20 protein-coding genes are annotated in these 20,055 nt (G+C 34.9%); 1 reads left to right on the top strand and 19 read right to left on the bottom strand.

Going from position 1 to position 20,055, the window contains the following annotated elements; all coding sequences use genetic code 11:
- Nucleotides 1-25: 25 nt before the first annotated feature.
- The 18 genes from mreD to N782_RS04285 all read right to left on the bottom strand — a co-directional run bounded on the left by mreD (nucleotide 26) and on the right by N782_RS04285 (nucleotide 17,239).
- Nucleotides 26-565, bottom strand: coding sequence for a rod shape-determining protein MreD (gene mreD, locus N782_RS04370; protein ID WP_036816619.1), 540 nt, complete (start codon nucleotides 563-565; stop codon nucleotides 26-28).
- Nucleotides 562-1,464: a rod shape-determining protein MreC gene (mreC, locus tag N782_RS04365; RefSeq protein WP_036816618.1), complete on the bottom strand. Its 903-nt coding sequence runs from the start codon at nucleotides 1,462-1,464 to the stop codon at nucleotides 562-564. Before mreC ends, mreD begins: the two co-directional genes overlap by 4 nt.
- A 12-nt stretch (nucleotides 1,465-1,476) precedes the next feature.
- Nucleotides 1,477-2,523, bottom strand: coding sequence for a rod shape-determining protein (locus N782_RS04360; RefSeq protein WP_036816616.1), 1,047 nt, complete (start codon nucleotides 2,521-2,523; stop codon nucleotides 1,477-1,479).
- 400 nt (nucleotides 2,524-2,923) lie between these two features.
- Entirely contained in the window at nucleotides 2,924-3,586 is a 663-nt protein-coding gene (locus N782_RS04355) for a hypothetical protein (protein WP_036816614.1), read from the bottom strand.
- Between the two features lie 148 nt (nucleotides 3,587-3,734).
- Entirely contained in the window at nucleotides 3,735-4,304 is a 570-nt protein-coding gene (locus N782_RS04350; RefSeq protein WP_036816612.1) for a hypothetical protein, read from the bottom strand.
- 188 nt (nucleotides 4,305-4,492) lie between these two features.
- Nucleotides 4,493-5,182, bottom strand: coding sequence for a RadC family protein (radC, locus tag N782_RS04345; RefSeq protein WP_036816609.1), 690 nt, complete (start codon nucleotides 5,180-5,182; stop codon nucleotides 4,493-4,495).
- Nucleotides 5,183-5,201: 19 nt separating this feature from the next.
- Entirely contained in the window at nucleotides 5,202-5,804 is a 603-nt protein-coding gene (locus N782_RS04340; protein ID WP_036816607.1) for a Maf family protein, read from the bottom strand.
- Nucleotides 5,805-6,022: 218 nt separating this feature from the next.
- Nucleotides 6,023-7,063, bottom strand: a complete 1,041-nt coding sequence (locus tag N782_RS04335) for an SPOR domain-containing protein (RefSeq protein ID WP_161783071.1) — start codon at nucleotides 7,061-7,063, stop codon at nucleotides 6,023-6,025.
- A 197-nt stretch (nucleotides 7,064-7,260) separates the two neighbouring features.
- A complete protein-coding gene (locus N782_RS04330; protein ID WP_036816603.1) occupies nucleotides 7,261-7,995 on the bottom strand; it encodes a hypothetical protein in 735 nt (244 codons plus the stop codon).
- Nucleotides 7,985-8,563: a hypothetical protein gene (locus N782_RS04325; RefSeq protein ID WP_036816601.1), complete on the bottom strand. Its 579-nt coding sequence runs from the start codon at nucleotides 8,561-8,563 to the stop codon at nucleotides 7,985-7,987. Before N782_RS04325 ends, N782_RS04330 begins: the two co-directional genes overlap by 11 nt.
- A gap of 35 nt (nucleotides 8,564-8,598) precedes the next feature.
- A complete protein-coding gene (pilM, locus tag N782_RS04320) occupies nucleotides 8,599-9,582 on the bottom strand; it encodes a type IV pilus biogenesis protein PilM (RefSeq protein WP_036816599.1) in 984 nt (327 codons plus the stop codon).
- 8 nt (nucleotides 9,583-9,590) lie between these two features.
- Entirely contained in the window at nucleotides 9,591-10,349 is a 759-nt protein-coding gene (locus N782_RS04315) for a prepilin peptidase (protein ID WP_036816597.1), read from the bottom strand.
- A 23-nt stretch (nucleotides 10,350-10,372) separates the two neighbouring features.
- Nucleotides 10,373-10,798 carry a prepilin-type N-terminal cleavage/methylation domain-containing protein gene (locus tag N782_RS04310; RefSeq protein WP_036816595.1) on the bottom strand — a complete coding sequence of 142 codons (426 nt, stop codon included), beginning with the start codon at nucleotides 10,796-10,798 and terminating at the stop codon, nucleotides 10,373-10,375.
- A gap of 202 nt (nucleotides 10,799-11,000) precedes the next feature.
- A complete protein-coding gene (locus N782_RS04305; protein WP_036816594.1) occupies nucleotides 11,001-12,206 on the bottom strand; it encodes a type II secretion system F family protein in 1,206 nt (401 codons plus the stop codon).
- 1 nt (nucleotide 12,207) lies between these two features.
- The gene (locus N782_RS04300) at nucleotides 12,208-13,248 is read right to left on the bottom strand and encodes a type IV pilus twitching motility protein PilT (protein ID WP_036816593.1); all 1,041 of its coding nucleotides are present in this window, start codon (nucleotides 13,246-13,248) and stop codon (nucleotides 12,208-12,210) included.
- A 15-nt stretch (nucleotides 13,249-13,263) separates the two neighbouring features.
- The gene (locus tag N782_RS04295) at nucleotides 13,264-14,889 is read right to left on the bottom strand and encodes a GspE/PulE family protein (RefSeq protein ID WP_036816590.1); all 1,626 of its coding nucleotides are present in this window, start codon (nucleotides 14,887-14,889) and stop codon (nucleotides 13,264-13,266) included.
- Nucleotides 14,890-14,952: 63 nt separating this feature from the next.
- On the bottom strand, nucleotides 14,953-16,338 hold the full coding sequence (locus tag N782_RS04290; protein WP_036816588.1) for a VanW family protein: 1,386 nt from the start codon (nucleotides 16,336-16,338) through the stop codon (nucleotides 14,953-14,955).
- An 88-nt stretch (nucleotides 16,339-16,426) separates the two neighbouring features.
- On the bottom strand, nucleotides 16,427-17,239 hold the full coding sequence (locus N782_RS04285) for a hypothetical protein (protein ID WP_036816585.1): 813 nt from the start codon (nucleotides 17,237-17,239) through the stop codon (nucleotides 16,427-16,429).
- Between the two features lie 807 nt (nucleotides 17,240-18,046).
- On the opposite strand from N782_RS04285, the gene N782_RS22060 reads away from it, so the two are divergent.
- Nucleotides 18,047-18,178 carry a hypothetical protein gene (locus tag N782_RS22060; protein WP_272913638.1) on the top strand — a complete coding sequence of 44 codons (132 nt, stop codon included), beginning with the start codon at nucleotides 18,047-18,049 and terminating at the stop codon, nucleotides 18,176-18,178.
- Nucleotides 18,179-18,218: 40 nt separating this feature from the next.
- On the opposite strand, the gene N782_RS04280 is transcribed toward N782_RS22060, so the two are convergent.
- On the bottom strand, nucleotides 18,219-19,958 hold the full coding sequence (locus tag N782_RS04280) for a GGDEF domain-containing protein (RefSeq protein WP_052111166.1): 1,740 nt from the start codon (nucleotides 19,956-19,958) through the stop codon (nucleotides 18,219-18,221).
- Between the last annotated feature and the right edge of the window lie 97 nt (nucleotides 19,959-20,055).

The following is a 20,055-nucleotide window of genomic DNA, read 5'->3' as shown; positions in this document are numbered from 1 at the left end:
GTCATTCCATTACTCCAGCATGCTTTTAAATAGCATTCGACCTTTTCAATTGTGACTCTGACCATTCTTGCAATTTCCCCGGCAATAATGGATACAATAACACTGCGAATAATACATTTGCAGCTAATGTAGGTAGTAAACTCATAAGTGTATAGGTTTCCCATACCATTTCGGTAGCTTGAATAAAGGAATACAATACATAAATAATTGCATCTGCTAATACAATCGCTACAATCGTTAAGAGTAAAGTCACAAATACATTAGAATGGAGCATCTTTTTAAAACCATGGGTAATGTAAATGACTAACCCGTACGTAAACATATAGACGCCTAGCATATCCGTATAGATTAAATCAATTAGAAGTCCAAATATAATCCCGTATAACACACAATAATAGGTGGAATCGAAATCATAAAATATCGCTATGTAGGTTAACACAACGAGTACCCAGTGAGGAATGATATAGTAATTTGCAAGCAGCCATTCTTTAGGTAGAAAGTCCATAGCAGTGCCTTCTAATACGAGAAAAAGCAATAGGGTAAGAGGAAGGAGTAAACGCTTCATTCACTATCTTCCTCCTCTTCTGTTGATGGTGGCTCGTCTAATGATGGCGAATAACTTGCACGATCTACAACAGACACATGATTAATATCATATAAATCTGCTGCTGGTTCAACGTAAGCTGTCTGAGTCAATCCGTATTCATCAATAACGACTTTTTCAATCTTCCCTATCAACAAGCCTTTAGGGAATACGCCTCCCATACCTGAGCTAACAACCGTCTGACCTTTTTCTATTTTTGCTTCATAAGGTATCTTCTTTAAAAGTAAGGAGTCCTTCTGTTTATCATCGGGTGCTTCGATTAGACCATATTGATCTTTTCCATCTTCTCCGCCTAAAATGACCCCATGGATGACATTAGAACGGTCAAACCCGCTTAATAACTGAACCTTAGAGGTAACAGCAGATGTGGATTGTATTTTTCCTACTAATCCATCACCGGTAATCACAGCCATATTGGCTTTCACGCCGTGTCGTTTCCCTTTATTTATTGTTAATTGCTTAAACCAACGAGGCTCTGGGCTTCGGGCTATGACTGTGGCAGGGATTTCTTCATAGTCACTCATATTCTCTTGTTTATCAAGCAGCTTACGTAATTCTTCGTTATCCTTCTTTAATTCCTTCACATCAATGAGTAAATCCTTAAATTCAGATACTCTAGCTTTTAACATTTGATTTTGTTCATATGTTTGTCGTATATCTTTTATATTATCATACATTCCAGTAACGAATTGGACAGGGGTATGAAAAACCGTCTGCACCCCACCAATCGTATCCTGTAAAAACTCTTCTGGCCATGTTAAGTTATCACGATCTCTCATCGTAAAGCCGATTAATGCCACCAAAAGAATGATGCTAATAAGAATTAGGATTAAACGCTTGTTCCTGAAAAACGATGGCATAGTTACACCTACTTACTCCATGTTAGTTCTTGTAGCTACATTTGGTTGCGATCTAAAGTGATGGATGTACTCTAGTGATTTACCTGTCCCAATCGCAACACAATCTAATGGCTCCTCTGCTACAAATACTGGCATTTGGGTTTCATGACTGATTACATCATCTAGTTTCTTAAGCAGGGCGCCGCCACCTGTTAAGACAATCCCTCTATCCATAATATCTGCTGCAAGCTCTGGAGGTGTTTTTTCTAACGTTACTTTAACAGCATCGACGATTTGATCAACCGTATCTTGTAAGGAGCGAGAAATCTCTTCTGCCGTAATCGTAATGGTTTTTGGTAGTCCTGTAACTAAATCACGACCACGGATATCTAATTCGTCATTTTCTTCAGGCTTACCTGCTGTACCAATTTCCATCTTAAGCGTTTCAGCAGAGCGCTCCCCAATCATCAGGTTATATTGTTTACGTATATACTGTGTAATCGATTCATCCATCTCATCACCGGCTACACGTATTGATTGGCTAGTTACAATTCCACCGAGAGAAATAATCGCTACCTCCGTCGTACCTCCGCCAATATCTACTACCATACTACCAGTAGGCTCCCACACTGGCAATCCTGCACCTATGGCAGCAGCAAATGGTTCTGCAATCGGGAAAGCATCCCGCGCCCCAGCTTGTTTTGTGGCGTCGATCACGGCGCGTTCTTCTACCATCGTAATACCTGAAGGAACACACACCATAACATTTGGTTTTCTAGCAAATGATGATCGTGTTTTTTGCGCTTTCTTAATGTAATACTTCATCATTGCTGCAGTCGTGTCATAATCTGCAATTACGCCGTCCTTCATTGGGCGAATGACGGAAATGTTTGACGGTGTTCTACCTACCATATTCTTTGCTGAATTTCCGACAGCTTCTATTGTTCCTGTATTTTTATTTTTGGCAACAACGGATGGTTCGCGTACAACGACACCCTTACCTTTCAAAAAAACTAATGTATTTGCAGTACCTAAATCGATTCCAAGGTCTTGGGAAAATCCAAATCCAACCACGTTCATCTTCCTTTCTTTTGTACAAACAACCTATTCTATACTATTCAATGAAATGTTAAGATAACTATCTTTCTTGTTCCCGAATGTATGTATTACCCAACATTTTTTTACAAAAATCACGTTAAGAAGCGCCAAACGTAGAAAATATCTTAACGAATGGCGCTTACATAGCTATTTTGTCAATTCAATTATACGAAAAAATAGATAAAATAGATAGTGTTATGGAGAGGTATTTTTAATGGAACTTTTCAAAAATTTGGGTTGGAAGAAGCTTGTGGTTAGATTTTGGTAGAGGAAATTTTATATTAAAAGGCCCTTTCTATAATATAAAATCAAAAGCAACTTGGTAGCAGATTAATATAGTTCATGAACTTCTACTTTATTAACAAAAAGAAGAGCCTAATTTTCATTGTTGATTATTGATTTCGTTTTTTAGCTTATTAACAAATACATCCTTCTCGAAATGTTGCTGTACCTTTTCAACTTCTTTATTAAGTCCTGGTAATGAAATATCTTTCTTTTTCACTTGTGTAGATATATCTTTTAAACTCTCTGAGACGAAATTCTTTTTTACAATCTCTTCTCCTTTAACTTCATAGTAATTTGAATATTCTCCTAGGATCCAGTAAGTATTATCTTTGTTCCTAGTTTCACTTAAGAATAAAATTAATTTATCTCCCTTTTGGAAAGGTTCAATATTATTAACAACCACTTCATCCGTACCAGCTTGTAAGATTTTAATGAAATCTGTTTCATTAAGTGAATTTTCATCTTTATATATATCTAGCAAAGTAGAATCAAATTTTGTTTTTGGCAGATTTCCCCCAACCTCTCCTGCAACTGCTTCAATCGTTACTTTAGCAATTACATCTGCATTACTTACAGATTCCTCAAAACTATATCCTTTGACTTGAGCATGAATTTGTTTTACTTCCCTTTCACCATGGTTGACCTCTTCATCTTCGGAGCTAAGACTTATTTGGTTTTTCCCTGTCTTCTCTTCCTTAAATACGTTATAAGCAGCAAACACTAAACATACTCCAAGTACACATAATAAAAGGACATACATTGGTTTATAAGTTATCTTAACGACCTCCTTTTTTATAAACTCAAATGACATACTACCTTGTTAGAAGGTGGCGAATTCTATCTTGAGATATACAATCAATAACTAAAGTTTTTATACTATTGCGTTCTCATTCATTTTTAGTATTTGATTACTGCATTTGCTCCGCTAAATGTAACAAAGTTTCTCTTACTTTTCTTTTATCCTTGCCTTTTTCATAATCATATTTTATTTCAAATAAGATCCCATTATCTCTCCAGAATAGATTTGCAAAATTAGCATCTACAATAGATGGAAAATGCACATATACACTTTGGTTATCACCTAATTCATGAAGCTCACTATTATCTTTAAACCTATCCACAAAAGAAGCCTCAAAATCCCGAGCAAATATTATCAAATTATAATCTGGCGCAGCTCCTTCCCTTATATCCTTAGCTCCTATTCTTATACCAATGTCCTTTTGATCATTTTTATCTTTAAAATCAATTATTGTGAATTCATCAAACGTACCAAATCGTTTCGGAATTTCCTTAGGAAGGTGTAATTCAAATGGAATCGCAATCAGTGCTTCTTTCATTGAGGAAGCTTCATACATGGTTACAGTATCATTTTTTGCTGTATTTACTTTATCTAAATTATTAATTTTCAACTTTTCGTTATTAACACTATGACATGCAACAAGTGTAAAGAGGATGACTCCTATTATTAGTCTTTTCATCTTTTTTATCCTCCTTACTTCAATGATAGATAGTATGATTCTTTGATTTTCCATTCATTTACCAAACAACCTATCATTTTTCTTTTTCATTGTCTATGTTGGTAAAGAGAGTTTATTTATGTGAACATTACATAAAAAGCCCTCACTTATTGTAAGTGAGAGCTAAAACCATGCAAGAAATTTATAAATTACAAATACCCTTTTTCTTTCAGAGAAACAAACTTCCGATCACCAATAACTATATGGTCAAGCACCTCAATGCCTAACATCTTGCCACATTCAGTTAATCTTCTGGTTACATGGATATCTTCTTGAGATGGGGTGGGATCACCTGAGGGGTGGTTGTGAGCACAAATGATGGAGGCTGCGGAGCGTTTGACCGCTTCTTTGAATACTTCTCTGGGATGGACAATCGAGGCGTTTAAACTACCGATGAAAATCGTTTGGCGGTGTATGACTTGATTTTTTGTATTGAGGAAAATACATACGAAATGTTCCTGGTGAAGATCACGCATTTCTTCCATAACGAAGTCTGCACCATCTTCTGGACTCTTAATAATGTATCGTTCATTAGGCTTATGGTTATGGAGGCGCTTTGCTAATTCTAATGCAGCTAAAATCACCACAGCCTTAGCAGTTCCGATACCTCGTATGGCTGTTAGTTCCTCAATTGTTGCATCTCGTAATAGCATTAAGCCTTCAAAGTGAATCAATACACGTTGTGATAAAGAAATAACAGACTCATTTTTCATCCCACTGCCTAATAAAATGGCTAGCAACTCTTGATTTGATAGATGCTTAGCCCCCAGTTGGATCATCCTTTCACGTGGGCGATCCTCCCGGGGGACATGTTTAATTAGTACAGAGGTTTCAGACAAACCATCGCCTCCTTGGCGCTTAATTCCCTGTTACCTTATGTTCTGGTTGAGAAAGGTTTGGAAAAATACCGTATGAACGTAGAGAACGGACTACACGAGATAGTGGTAGACCTACAACATTGTAATAGTCACCTTTTATTTCTTTTACGAAGATAGCACCACTAGATTGAATACCGTATGCTCCAGCTTTATCATATGGCTCTTCGGAATCTAAATACTCGTTAATTTCATCCTTTGTTAATGGCCAGAATTCTACTGTTGTTTTTTCAACAAAACTGGTCTCTTGCTCTGCAGAGCGAATCGTTACGCCTGTATAAACCTTGTGAATATTACCACTTAGCATGGACAACATGTCAAAGGCTTCCTTGCGCGATTTAGGCTTACCTAAAACTTGTTCTTCAAAACTGACAACTGTATCCGCACTTATAATCACTTCGTTATCAACCGAAAATGGGACTGAACGAGCTTTCAACTCGGCTAACGCTTGAACATAAGCACGTGGACTGCGACACGTCATCTTCGATTCATCTACATGTTGCTTGCGCGTTTCATAAGAAATGTTCACTTGCTCTAGTAAGTCTCTTCTTCTAGGAGAAGAAGAAGCTAAAATTAATTGTGTCATACTAACCATCCTTTATTAACTAAGTTGTGTAGGGAAACAGGGTATATACATCATAACGCTCAATTGTTTCCAACTGCAAAGCCTTATAAGGAAAAATTACATAATTTACATTATTTTAAAACTGCATTATTGTTAAAGCGTTATCATAAAACCACCTTCATAAAACGGTCAAAAACAGAAAGACAAGCTATTGGATAACTTGTCCTTCTTTCTTTTTTCTATGAGGAAGCGTTCTTCATAAACTGTTCATAACTAAACCATATTTTTAGTAAATCTCGTTGCATTTCCCACAATGATGAGGTGCTTTTGGATGACTGAAAACGCTGGCTAGATGTATGCAACTGATCCATGCTATTAGATAACACCGCTGTTTTTTCCGTCGCTTCCCCAGGTATTGATTTTTTCCAATCTGTAATTTGTGTAACTATATTGCCTGTGTCGCCCTTGCCGCTATCAATTTGTGAAGCAACCGGAGCTAAAAAGGTAGACCAATGTTTCATACCTTTTTCAATCCACTGCCCTTCACTTTGAGCCACCTTCACTTCCTGACCGGTCACACTCCAATCTTTGACAAACGTATCAAATCCTTGCGCTTTTAAATATGTAGCGATTTTTTCCCCTTCTTGTTTAGAAGGTGCTACACCCGCAAATAAATAAAACTGGTTTTCGCGCTCCCATATATAACTTGTAATTCCCTTACCAGCTAAATCGCTTTGCCAAGCAGTTGCTTTATCCTTCGTTGAGAAAATCCCCGCCTGTACCACAAACGCCTTCATGGTTGGAAGAGAATACATTTGCTTTTGAACGCTCGCAGCTGGCTTTGAATTTGTTGTAGCTTGGTTACCTGTTACTGATGTCGAAGCTGGAGTAGCCTCACTATTTGGTGTTTGTTGTGCCTCTAAGCCAGAGAATAACCGCAACATAACAAAGCCTAAAATGATTCCAACAAAAACAGCTGACAAACCAGCCATAACCAAATGCTTCCACGTACTAGGAAATGAAAGTTTTTTACGCTTTAAGGGATATGCCCTCTCTAGTACTGATAAATTCATCCCAGATAAAGGTTTACGATTCTGCTTTTTTTCTTGTTTCTGCTTTTTCTTCTCTTGTTCCTCCATCCAATCTTCAATGGCAGAAGCCTGTTCATCATGGGCAACTTGTATTTCCTCGTGAACTTGCTCGTCCTTATCTAACTCATCGCGATCGAGGTACGTATGTTCACCATTGATGCGAATGGATATCTTTTTGGATTTGTCCACGCCTTTCCCTCTTTTCTCACTAGGTTTGTTTAACCCTATCACAACCTCCGAGAAAAGAAAGACGAGTTTTGTCATCTACCATTCTTCTCTTTTCGGCAAGGAATGGCATAAAATCCATACATACATTTACGTAAATAAACTCTACTCTTATTTAATAAGAGTAGAGTTTATTTAAATTATTTAATGCTATATTCAGTTTAATCTGGTAATAAAGGGTTTTTTTTATCTGCAGAAGGCTCATAATGATACTGTGGTATTTCATCTTTTAGAATTGAATTACCTTCATCATAAAAGGTAGAAACAACTATAGTGTATTTTAGCATATCTGTTTCTTCATCGGAGGTCATTTCATCCTCAAATTCAATGGTATTTACATCTATAATGCGCGGTATATTTTTTAGTTCCTCTAAAAAAGTTAACAAATCACCGAATTGGGGAGATTGAACATTAATTTGAAAAGCCATTTGATTTACTTGTATAGCTTCATCAACCGAAGGAGTGTCTTTACTCTTTACTACTTCTGAGTCATTTTCTTTAACTATATCATCAGAATCATTTTCGTCATCAGTCATATCACTATCCTCATTGGATGATAAGTCGAATTCACTCGTACCTTGTTGCGTAAAACCCATAACTACGCTATTGGATATATTCTCAGCTCTTTCTAATGCCATAAAAAATTGATCTATCACAGGAAGAACTGGTAATTTACTTTGGGTGTCTTGGGAGGTATTAAATGAATTTCCCTTCACTTTTTTATCTCTTAATGCTGTTAGGATTTTCTTTTCAGATTCTAATGAATCTTTCACTTGTTTAACTTCTTCCTCAATGGGGTTTATAAAATGTCTATGAGTGAATGTATAGGAGACGATAGTTAATAATAAAAGAAGTGTTAGTATAATGATATGCTGTCTCTTCCATTCAAATTTCACTCTCACCAAACTCCTTCTCCCACTTATCTTCAATAACTAGAAACTCAAAAGTCGCAAAATAACGAGGTAAAATATTAGTATTATTTTGGCTTGCTGTAACTTCTTCAGCATTCATATTTATAAGCAAACCTTCTATATAACTCTCTTCTTCTAATGCATTTGTATAGTTTGCAATTTGTTGCATACTTTCAAATTGAATCTTTACATTTACAGTACCATCACCTATATATGAATATGTAACAAAATAGCCTTCTTTTGGTAATAAAGTAATTAGTCTTTTTAACAAATCTACAGAGGGAAATAGTTGATTTTCTAGTTGAGAGGCTTTTTTAGTCAACTCTTCTCTTGCAACTTGAATATTATTTTTGTTGGTTTGCTGCAATGTTTGTTGTTGTTCTTTGAGATTTGTAATTTTATTCTCAGATATTGTTTTTTTCTCTAAAAGGTGTTGTTGCTTAAAATATACTTGACTTAATACTCCAATTAATAATAATAAACTAAGTATAGCGAGAAGGTAGGGAACGATATTCCTTTTTTCTTTTTCTTCTAAAAGATTTATCTCTACCATAGTTTAATTCTCCTCATATAAATTGAAGGAGCTTTTTACTCTTTGAGTGAGAGCCCTGCTACTTCTGCAAATTGATCTGGGAGTCGCTCCCCACTTTTAGTATGAATATCATGCAACCTTAAAAGCTCAATGGGGATGGAGAACCTTTCTGTACACTCTGAATATACATAAGTAAGTTCTGAAAAATCACCACTCAGTAATATCTTTGTTATTCCTGCATCCCCCTTCATGACAGAATACCGATAAAAGTCCATAACGCGTTGAACTTCCATCAACTGATCTTGGATATAAGCATTTAAATCTTCCTGTGGTCCATACCATTCGAATCTGAATGAATCAACAGTAGCTTTTTTAAATGATTCTATATCTAGAGGGTTCTTCATATGTCGAATAAATTCTGGCCTACCTTTTCGAAAAACTGTCAAGACGCATCCGTCTACATTCCATTGCAATGATAAAAGGTGTTCATCTTCCTTATTTGGATTACTTTGATTATATAAACGGTAGATAGACAATGAAGATAGATCAGCTACTTTTGCTCTTAATTTTGTTTCTTCAAAAATAGATTCATAAATTCGAATTTGTTGCTCTGGATATGCAAATAATAAGATATGATTCATGTTTTCATCTTTATGTAAAAATTGATAGTCAAAAATAGGGTCGTCGAAAGGGAGATGAAGATCATCCCCTAACTTCATATATAAGTAACCCTTAATCTCATCTTTTTCTATATCAACAGGAATCTGATAGGTTCTTATAACAACAGAAGCATCAGGAAGACAAAAATATAATTTGTCTTTTTTCCAATTATAGGTGTCTACTAATTGTTCAATAATAGACATTAACGTTTGAGAATCTAGTATTTTCCCCTCTTTTATTACACCTTTTGGGAGTGTCTGAACCCCAAAATAATCCAAGTCATCTAACTCTGCTGGACTATTTGTATAACTAAATCGAATCACATGGTCTTTAATAACTAAATTCACTCGATGTTTACCAGGTTTTAATGAAAAGCGCATCTTATCCCTCACCTAATAACAATACTTATATACCAATGAATTATCTCATCACCAAAAAAATGAGCCATAATAGCTCCTACAATAATATATGGTCCAAAGGGAATTGGGTTATTCCTCTCAATTATTCCTACACCTAATAATATACCACTTACAACGGCTCCTGTAAGAGTAGAGAGAAAAAAAGATAATAATGTTTTTTTAACTCCTAATACAATACCGATTAATCCAAAAAATTTCATATCCCCAGCACCCATTCCACCTTTACTAATAATAATTATGATAGCAAGTAATACTACACCTACGATAGCTCCTAAAATCGAGTCATACCAGGGTTGGAGAGGGTTGAAAATACGGAGTACTAAGAAGAAAGGAAGAAAAAAGAGTAGTACACTATCTGGAATCACCATATACTTTATGTCTGATACAAATATAATCATACTTAAAGAAATAAAGAGAAGAGAAACAATCAATTCAATTGACCATCCGAACACATATAAACTACTAACAAATAAGAAAGACGTACACACTTCAACAAAAGGATATAATATAGATATTGATTTATTACAAGACCTGCATTCACCTCTCTGCAAAAAGAAAGATACAACAGGGATTAATTCAAACCATTTTAAACTTTTTCCACAATAAGGGCAACTTGATCTAGAAGTAAAGAAGCCTTCGGATTTAGGAACCCGAAGGCCAATCACATTATAAAAGGAGCCAAGTATTAAACCTAAAATAAACAGATGAATTGGTATTATTTGTATCATTTTGTATCTCCTGATTTATAGTATTATTGAGCGCTTACCTCACCCTTTTCACCAGAAGCAACCTCACCTTCTCCATCATTAAGAGAAACTGAATATGTTATACCACCACTAGAAGTATTCTCGGTAACCGTAACTGTGCTCGTTTCTCCATCATAGCTTCCACTATCAGGATGTCCTGGCATACTATCTAAGTAACCTTGTTCAACCAATTCACTAAGTGTATATGGTGAGCTAAGATCAGGATCATCAGTTGTATGAGCTAAACGAGCTGCTTCAATCATACTTTGAGCATTAGAGACATGTGCTTCTTTTTTGGTATCTCCGATTATATTACCAATAGCAGGTACAGCAATCGCAGCGATTATACCTAAAATAACAATAACAGCTAATAGTTCTACGAGTGTAAAACCTTTTTCATTAGATAATCTTTTCCTAAAGTTATTAAACATCTAATTTTCTCCCCTTTTTAATTATATCGGTACAAGGTCATTAGGATTATTCAATAGTTGTAAATTACAACCACTATGAAACTTATTGCTCATGACCCAACACCATTATATTTCATTTTATCGTATATACCAACCATAATATATATCATTTTACAAATTCTTCATTAATTCGACTTCATTTATTGTAGTATTTTAGGCTCATTTATTGAATCTGCTCAAAGATTGAAAACATAGGAATAGCTATCGATGCTACTATTGTACCTACGATGACAGCTAGAAATGTTATCATCACCGGTTCAAGAAGTGTTTTTAATCGATCTGTTGTATGATCTAATTCTTGTTCATAGAAATCAGCAATTTTTTTTAACATCTTATCTAGTGAACCAGTTTGTTCTCCTAAAGCTATCATCTGTGTAACAAGAGGCGGGAAAATCCAATGACTTTCAAAAGGTTTTGCCATTGACTCCCCTTTTTCTAATTCACTCCTAGACTGAATTAGAACTTTCTCAATAATTTTATTTTCTACTACACGTTCAGTAATACGTACAGAATCTAAAATTGGAACTGAACTATGAAATAACGAGCTTAATGTTCTCGTCATTCTAACTAATGCAGCCTTTTGAATTAAAGATCCAAAAATTGGTATCTTTAACTTCAAAAAATCCATTCGGTATGCAATAGTGTCAACTTGTTTAATATAATTCAAAGTTAATATTAGAATCAAAGGAATTAATATCAAAAGCCACCATACAGATTGAGTTAATTGCCCTAATGTAAAGATAAATTTTGTTATAACAGGTAATTCCCCTCCCATTGATTCAAACATTTGTTTGAATTGAGGTACCACAGAACTCAATAGAAAAATGATAATTCCTACTGCTATAAATAAAACTATACATGGATAAGTTAATGCTGAAATCACTTTTTGACGAGTCTCGTTTTGTTTCTCATAATATTCAGCCATTTGGTCTAGAACTTCATCAATATTTCCTCCTGCTTCACCTGCACGAACCATATTAATAAATAATGGAGGGAATATTTTAGAATGTTGCTCAGCTGAATCAGAAAATGGCTGCCCACTCTCTAATCTTTTAAAAATATCATTTAATGCACTTTTTAATGCTTTATTGGTTGATTGTTGAGCTAAGATAGATGTGGATTGAACTATTGAGACTCCTGACTCAATAAGTGTAGAAAACTGCCTCAAATAGATTACAAAGTCTTTTGACTTTACTGCATTACCTATTTGAATTTCTTTATAAAGGATGCTATTTAATTCTTTAATAGAAATAACTGATAAACCGTCCACTTTAAGTTGCTCTATAGCGTCACGTTTTGATTCAGCCTTTAACTTTCCTTCCTTGTGCAGCCCCTTCTTGTTTCTTGCCTTGTAACGGTAATAAGCCATGCTACAAATTCCTCTTTTCTATGTAAGGAGCAGCAAATTCTTCTGTTATAACTTCTGCTTCTAGAAGATTTCTAACAGACATTTCTAATGTGTGCATTCCTTGTGCCTTAGAGGTTTGCATTATATTAGGTACCTGGTGTATTTTCTCATTTCGAATTAAATTTTTAATTGCAGAATTATTTATTAGTATTTCTGTAGCTGCTCTCCTTCCCTTTCTATCAGATTTTTGAAATAATCGTTGCGAGATAATAGCCTGTAAAACACTAGCAAGTTGGATTCGAACTTGAGGCTGTTGATTAGGAGGAAAAACGTCTATAATTCTATCAATAGTCGCTGCTGCATCCGTTGTATGTAAAGTACCTAAAACTAAGTGACCAGTTTCAGCTGCAGTTATGGCAGTAGATATGGTCTCTAAGTCTCGCATTTCACCTACCAAAATGACATCTGGATCTTGTCGAAGACAGGCTCTTAAACCATTCGAAAAGTTCTTTGTATCTAATCCAATCTCCCGTTGATCGATAATACAGTATCTGTGCGAATGTAAATACTCAATAGGATCCTCGAGGGTGATAATGTGTTTACGCTCTGTTTGATTCATGTAGTCAATCATTGAAGCTAATGTGGTTGATTTTCCACTACCTGTTGGACCAGTTACTAGCACCAATCCTTGGGGTTTTTTTGAAATGTTTTTAACTACCTCTGGCATTTGTAACTCATCTATTGTAGGAATACTAGTTGGAACCACCCTTACTGCTAAAGATATGCAGTTACGTTGGTGATACGCGTTAATTCTAAATCGTGAAACACCTGAAATACCATATGAAAAATCAATCTCACCATTCTTCTCAAATTTTTCAAATAACGAATCTGATAATATAGCTTCTGCCATTCCTTTTGTAATTGCAGGGGTTAGGTTCTCTTTTCCATATTGCTTTAAATCTCCATGTACTCTAAGAACAGGAGGCATCCCTACAGTTAAATGAACATCAGAAGCTTCTAACTCAAACGCGTGTTGTAATAACATATCGAAACGTTCTTTCATAATCTTCTTGACCTCCTAACTACTTTGGGCAACTCTTAATACTTCTTCAATTGATGTATGCCCTTGCTTCACCTTCAAGAGACCATCATCAACTAGAAAAATCATACCATTTTTCCATGCGTAACTTTGAATATCATTAATGGAGTTGTAATTCATCATCATTGTTCTGATCGTATCATCAATTACCAATATTTCTTGAATTGCCATCCGACCTTTATATCCCGTTCCTTGACAACTGTTGCAGCCTTTTCCTTTATATATCTTGTCTACTTTTAAACCACGCTTATTAAAATGTTGATGTTCCATATCAGTAGGGGTATATTCAGTTTTACAGTCTCTACAAATTTTCCTTACTAATCTTTGAGCAACAATTCCAGAAAGGGAAGATACCACCAAATATGGTTCAACCTCCATGTCAAATAGTCTAGGAATGGTTGCAATTGCACTATTCGTATGCAATGTACTGAATACTAAATGTCCTGTCAACGAAGCTCTAATTGCAATTTCAGCTGTTTCAGAATCTCTAATCTCTCCAACCATTACTATATTTGGATCTTGTCGAAGAATAGATCTAAGCCCTTTTGAGAATGTTAATCCTACTCCGTTGTTAACCTGCATTTGATTAATACCTTCAATTTGATATTCCACCGGATCTTCAATAGTGATAATATTCACATCATCTGTATTCAAATAATTTAAAGATGCATATAATGTTGAAGATTTACCAGAACCCGTCGGACCTGTTATTAAAATCAGACCAGAAGATTGATTCAGTAAATCTTGATAACTTTTATCATTTATTTTATTAAAGCCTAACTCAGATATTTTCGTAAGTGCACTTCCTAAATCCAATATTCGAATAACAATTTTTTCACCATAAACTGTAGGAAGAGTAGAAATACGTAAATCAATTGGTTTTCTATCAAAAGTAGTTTTGGTACGACCATCTTGAGGCAATCTTGCTTCCGTAATATTCAAATTTGCCATTATTTTCACTCTAGCTATGATAGAATTCTGAAAGGATTTAGGCAAAGTCCTCTCTGTTCGAAGAACTCCGTCAATACGATAGCGTATAATCACTTTTGTTTCCTGTGGATCAATATGTATATCACTAGCTTTTAATTGTACTCCTGCTTGTAGTATTTGATTAATCAAACGAATAGCTGGTGCATCGTTCGGATCATCAGTTATATCATCTTCTAAATTTTCATCCTTCAAATTATATTGTTTGTTAATTGTTTGCAAAATTTCATCTTTCGTTGCAATAACTGGTGATATTTGAAAGCCAGTTGATATCTTTAAATCATCAATAGCATAGTAATCCATTGGATCATTCATGGCAACAATTAAATGATCATCTTCTTTATTTAATGGCATTAAAGTATTACGTTGTGCAAATTCTTTTGGTACTATATTAATAATACTAGGATCTATTGGATACTGATATATAGATATATGAGGAATACCTAATTGAAATTCTAGAACTTCAATTAATTGTTGCTCTGTAATATATCCTTTTTCTAGCAGAGCATCCCCTAATTTTTGCTCTTCTCTTTTCGTAGTAATTGTCTCATTTATTTGATTTTCCGAAATAAGCCCTGCTTCCTTTAATAAATCTCCAAGTCTTTTGCGCTGAGCCATTTTACCACCTCACTAGTAAAGTTAGAAGAGCAAGTCCAAAGTGGATTCTTACGTACAATTATTTTATTCACCTTTAGATGGTTCATCAGTCTGATCCCACATATCCTCTGGATTTGTTACTACTCCTTGTTTTTCACTTTGATTTGTTTGCTCGCTTTTAGAATCATTAGGACTAGATTGGTTGTTTTGATCTTCTTCACTATTTGAAGAGTGTTCTGAACTTGATTGTGAATCTAATGATGAGCTAGAGGTAGGGATATTAGAATCTGTATCACCTTCTTGAGTAATATCTTCATCATTATCATTATAATCCTTCTTTTTATAATGTAGCTCCACCCTATGTAATGGAGAATAATAATCCTCAGCAATAAATTCGTTTGAAATTACTTGGTTATTCTGATTTACGGTAAGTCTATGTAATTCATAAACTTCACCTTTAGAACCCTCCTTAATAATTTCAGTACCTACTACTTTATTAGAAAAATTCACAATAGTTTTAGGTTGAATCTCCTGTACTCCTTTTATAGCTACTTTATAATTACTAGGAAGAGGATAACCTTTCCATTTTGCTATTAAGTTGCCATCTTGAACATAGATTGTAAGTTTATAATTACTCTCATTTATATTCACGAATTCAAAACCTTGATTTTCTTCAGGATTTATGCTTGCTTCTCGTCCTCTTGGGATGTATTCAGGTCGATGCTGACTTATGTGTCGTTCCTTAATAGAAAAATTAGTTTTTAATGAAGATCCAAGTATTGCAGATGCAACTAAGTTTAACGCTTCGGAACTTTGAAAAGATGCATCATTCGTATATTTCAACAATGAGAATGTTTCTTTTGCATTGACGGTCACCCCATCTAACACTCGTATATAATAGGAGGGATCAATACCATTCGGAATTGGAATAGAGTATTTACTAACTGTTTCATAAAGCTCAACAGTACCTTTTTCAACATAATCATATATAGAAAACTCAATGGGTTTAGATGGTAGGGATTCTACTGTATTTTTTAAATCAGTATTTAAACTTTGCAAAAGTAATTTGTCATACAAATTGGGCCCTAATTCATTCTCTATACTAGAAAATTCCTTGACATTAATATTAATAGATATTTTAGTAGACTCTCCATATTTTATATTCTTAAGAGTTTTCTCAATATTAAAATCAAATAAAGAGGGGGGGAAAGTCAATTGATTCTGTTTCATATTTATGAGAACCGGATGCTTCTTAATCCATTCAGAAGCAGCATTTTGCAGCTTAATCTTTGCTTCCGCTTTTGTTAACCCACTTAGCTGTACGCCGCTTACACTAGTGCCTTCATCATAGGTTTCTGGTTCAGCTAATACTGTTTGATAAATAAAATTTCCACTTACTGACATAGCTATTAAGAAAACTGCCATAGTAGTTAGTAAAATAAAAAGTTTTATATCCAGCTGTTTTCCCACATTACCTTCCCCTTGTTGTAGATATCTTAAAGATATTACTTGTATTATATAAATTCATTTTTCAAAATCTCTTTCATAAATAATAGTATTATTCACGGATGTCTTCTTCATATTCAAGCCTAGATAATCTTCCTATTGGCTCTATATAATCTTCGGCATGTGGTTTGGTGTAGTTTTCATCACTAAAATAGTCACTATTATCGTTTTCTTGATAAGTTTCCTCTTGTTGAATCCCCTCTGATTGAAAGTCATCATATTCCATAGATTTATTGGTCTTAGATAATTGATTAAATCGATTCGTAATTAGTTCTTCTTCAGGGCTCAAACCTTCCTCTTCTTTACTTGTTTCTATATTATTTGTTAGTTCCTTATCTTCTATTTTAGAATCTTGATGATAGCTTTGATAATCTTCGGTTGTATCAACAAACTGAATTGGTTCGATATTTGCTAGAGTATTATAGGTCTGTTCTTCATTAGAAGTGTGAGTCAAAGGTGAATTGTCATTAGATGTTGAAGATTTGAATTCATTTTTTTTATCTATTAGTTCTTCAGTAAATTCTTTTGAAATATTGGTATCTATATTCTTTTTATAAAGTTCACCGTTAGGTTGTTGTATTATATCCTTTACTTCATCATCGTTTTCACGTTCATTTAAATGCTTTTCTTGGTTATTTTTATATAAGTATCGACTTATAAGAATTGTCATTAAAAAAGATAATAATAGAAGTATGAGTAAACTTTCCCACCATTGAAATACAAAGTTGGAATAATAGGTCGATAATGCAATTAAAAGTGCAGATCCTACTACTAATAGTTTTCCTCTTCTATTGTACCCTACAGGTATTATGTAAAAAATCAATAATAAGATAACTCCCCCAACAAGGGCAAATAGAATGTCCAAAACCTCACCTCTTTCCTTTTTCACCGAATTTTGACAACGTTCGACTATATCGTAATTGTATAATAAAGTTGGTATATTTAAAAGAATTTATTGCTATATTGGACCTAGTCATTACCACAAATTCCCCGAATCATTAGTCCCTATGAACCACTTCATTCACATTATATACATGTAAGAGATATAGCGTGGCGTTTTTTTAGGTTAATAGACACTAGTGAAATTCTAATGTATATTTGGATTCTCCATATATGAAACATCTCATCTTTCCAATGGCTATGTTAAAGTTTAGTGTTGATTTTGGAATCAACTAATCTAAATAGTTTTATACAAGTTAAGAAGCATAATCTGGAATAAGCATTTTTGGTGCTGAGTTGTTGAATCGTTGGGAATTCACTCGCTTTCCGCGGACAATCGGTGAAGCCTCCTCGTTCGGCATTCGCCTCTCTGCGGGGTCTTCACACGATCGTTTTCCCGCAGGAGTCTCGCAAATTCCCAACGATTCAACGCCATGTATTGGAGTACTTATTTAGGAAGGTATTTACCTTTTTATTGGATTAAGGGAAAGTTTCAACACTATTAACGCATATATTCAAGGAAGTAAAACATACTTAAACCCCTTTGATATCAAGGAAATTATTATTATAAACAGTTTGACCAATCTGTTAAAATCATTATACTTACCTAGCACTAACTACGATGAATCCGTTATCTCTCATACCGATGGGCGGAGGGAAATGGTGAGACTCCTGCGGAAGAAGGGACAATGCTAGACCCCACAGAGAGGCGTAGCCAAACGAGGAGGCTTGCATGTTCCTCCGCGGAAAGCGAACCATTTCACCGCAGCCCCACGTAACGGGTCCAGCCTCACCAGTTATTCAAGATTATGGTGCTATTATGGAGGAACATAAAACTAATTATTATATCAACATCAAACTTTAACGCAGCCATTCCATTAGAAATAAAAAAAACAGCAGAGTCATTACTCTGCTGTTTCCACTACCTTCTCATAACTGGCTACTTTATTGCGACCTTGGCGTTTAGCTCCCATATACATGGCTCGGTCTGCATGGCGAACTAGCTCCATAGGGTCTTCGCAATTATCAGGGTATGTTGCACTCCCAATACTTGCTGTTATATTTACCTGAACTGGATTTTCATCTTCTAGTATGTGCTCATATAGAGTAAAGGGAGTGTTTGCAATTTTTCGTCGGACGTGCTCTGCGATATGGAGAGCATGCTCTTGGTTAACATTTGGTAATAATATAACAAATTCTTCTCCACCATACCTGGCTACTGTTCCCTTATCGGAAATAATATTTCTTAAACGATTAGCGAGTTCGCATAATGCTTCATTTCCACTTTCATGTCCGTATTGATCATTAATCTCTTTAAAATGGTCTAAATCTAGTAAAATAAGCGCAATTTCTTCCTGGATATTATGACTCTGTAAATGGTCATAATATGCTTGTAAGTGTTTTTCAAAATAGCGATAGTTATATAGATTTGTAAGTAGACATATTTCACTCTGCCGTTTTGTTTCTTCATAATTTCGGGCATTTTCGATGGCAACAGCTAAGTAATTTGTCAGTATGTCTACAATCATATACTGATATTTTTCATATGCTCGTTTCTTTTTGGATGTAAGTGTTAACACACCAACAACTTGTTTGTGGCGTTCGATAGGAATGGAAATTATGCTCTCAACTTCTTTAGACATAAACTTTGCGTTGCCCTGTTCCCATTGTTTACGAGAATGATAATAGAGCCCCTGAGCATTACCCCATACCTTTCCACTAACTCCTTCAAATTTATGTAGATGATTTATAGGTAATTCGCGATCTTGCATTGCATCATAGAAGCGAATTAAAGTTAGCCTATTCTGTTCCTCATCAACATCGTAGATATACGCATAATTCACATCCAACAGCGTTGAGATGTTCTCAACAAAACGATCTAACACTTCACTAACTTCTAATTTTTCCGTTAACTCATGTCCAATATCGCTTGTCCGTTGTAAATAATCATTAATGCGGCGACTTCTATAAAAAAGCATGAGGATGATAGATAAACTAACAAATGGGACACCTACATAATATATAGCCCCTAGTCCAATTTCTATATATAAAATATAAAGTACGAGTGCTACTGGTAGAATAATTAGGTTACTAACACCCTCCCACAGCAAACTACTATTAAAGAATTTTGAAGGTAAGCCCATTATAAGAGTTCGAATAACATTCAGGAGTAGTTGATTAATAAGAATGATTGCAAGGGAATAAGCTAAAATAGGCAAAATATCTATAGGTGAACTGATATCTAGTGCCCCATGTCTTCCACCAAATAAGTAATACACACCAGCTGCACCGATGGAAACAAACATAAACATAAGAAAGTTTAATGGAATTTTATATAAATCATTTCTAGGTAACCGCAATTTAGCAAACAGAATGATATAAGCCATTTGGGTTAGCATGATTTCCACAAACAAACCAAAATAAATAAACACGGTTAGACCAATTCCATGAATGAAAAATATTGGCGTACCATTCACGATGATTGGAAATAACGCCACAATTCCCATTAACATAGCAAAAGAGAGGAGATCAATTTCGTGACCTTGAAATGTTGGGGGTTGGAGCTGATAAATCAATACAAATATGCTGGGCCACAATAGAGCCCAAACTACCCAAAGGGCCACTGTTTTTTGCTTCGTTAGCATGTCATGCATCTCCCTACCGAATCAATCTCTAACCTAGCAAGCTTGTCATAGTGAAACCAGCTATATTTTCTTATATTTTTCTTGCAGTTTTTGTAAA

It is taken from the genome of Pontibacillus yanchengensis Y32 (assembly GCF_000770635.1).
Lineage (GTDB): Bacteria > Bacillota > Bacilli > Bacillales > BH030062 > Pontibacillus > Pontibacillus yanchengensis.
Note: the sequence above shows the minus strand (reverse complement) of the source record. Positions and strands in the feature narration are given on the sequence as shown.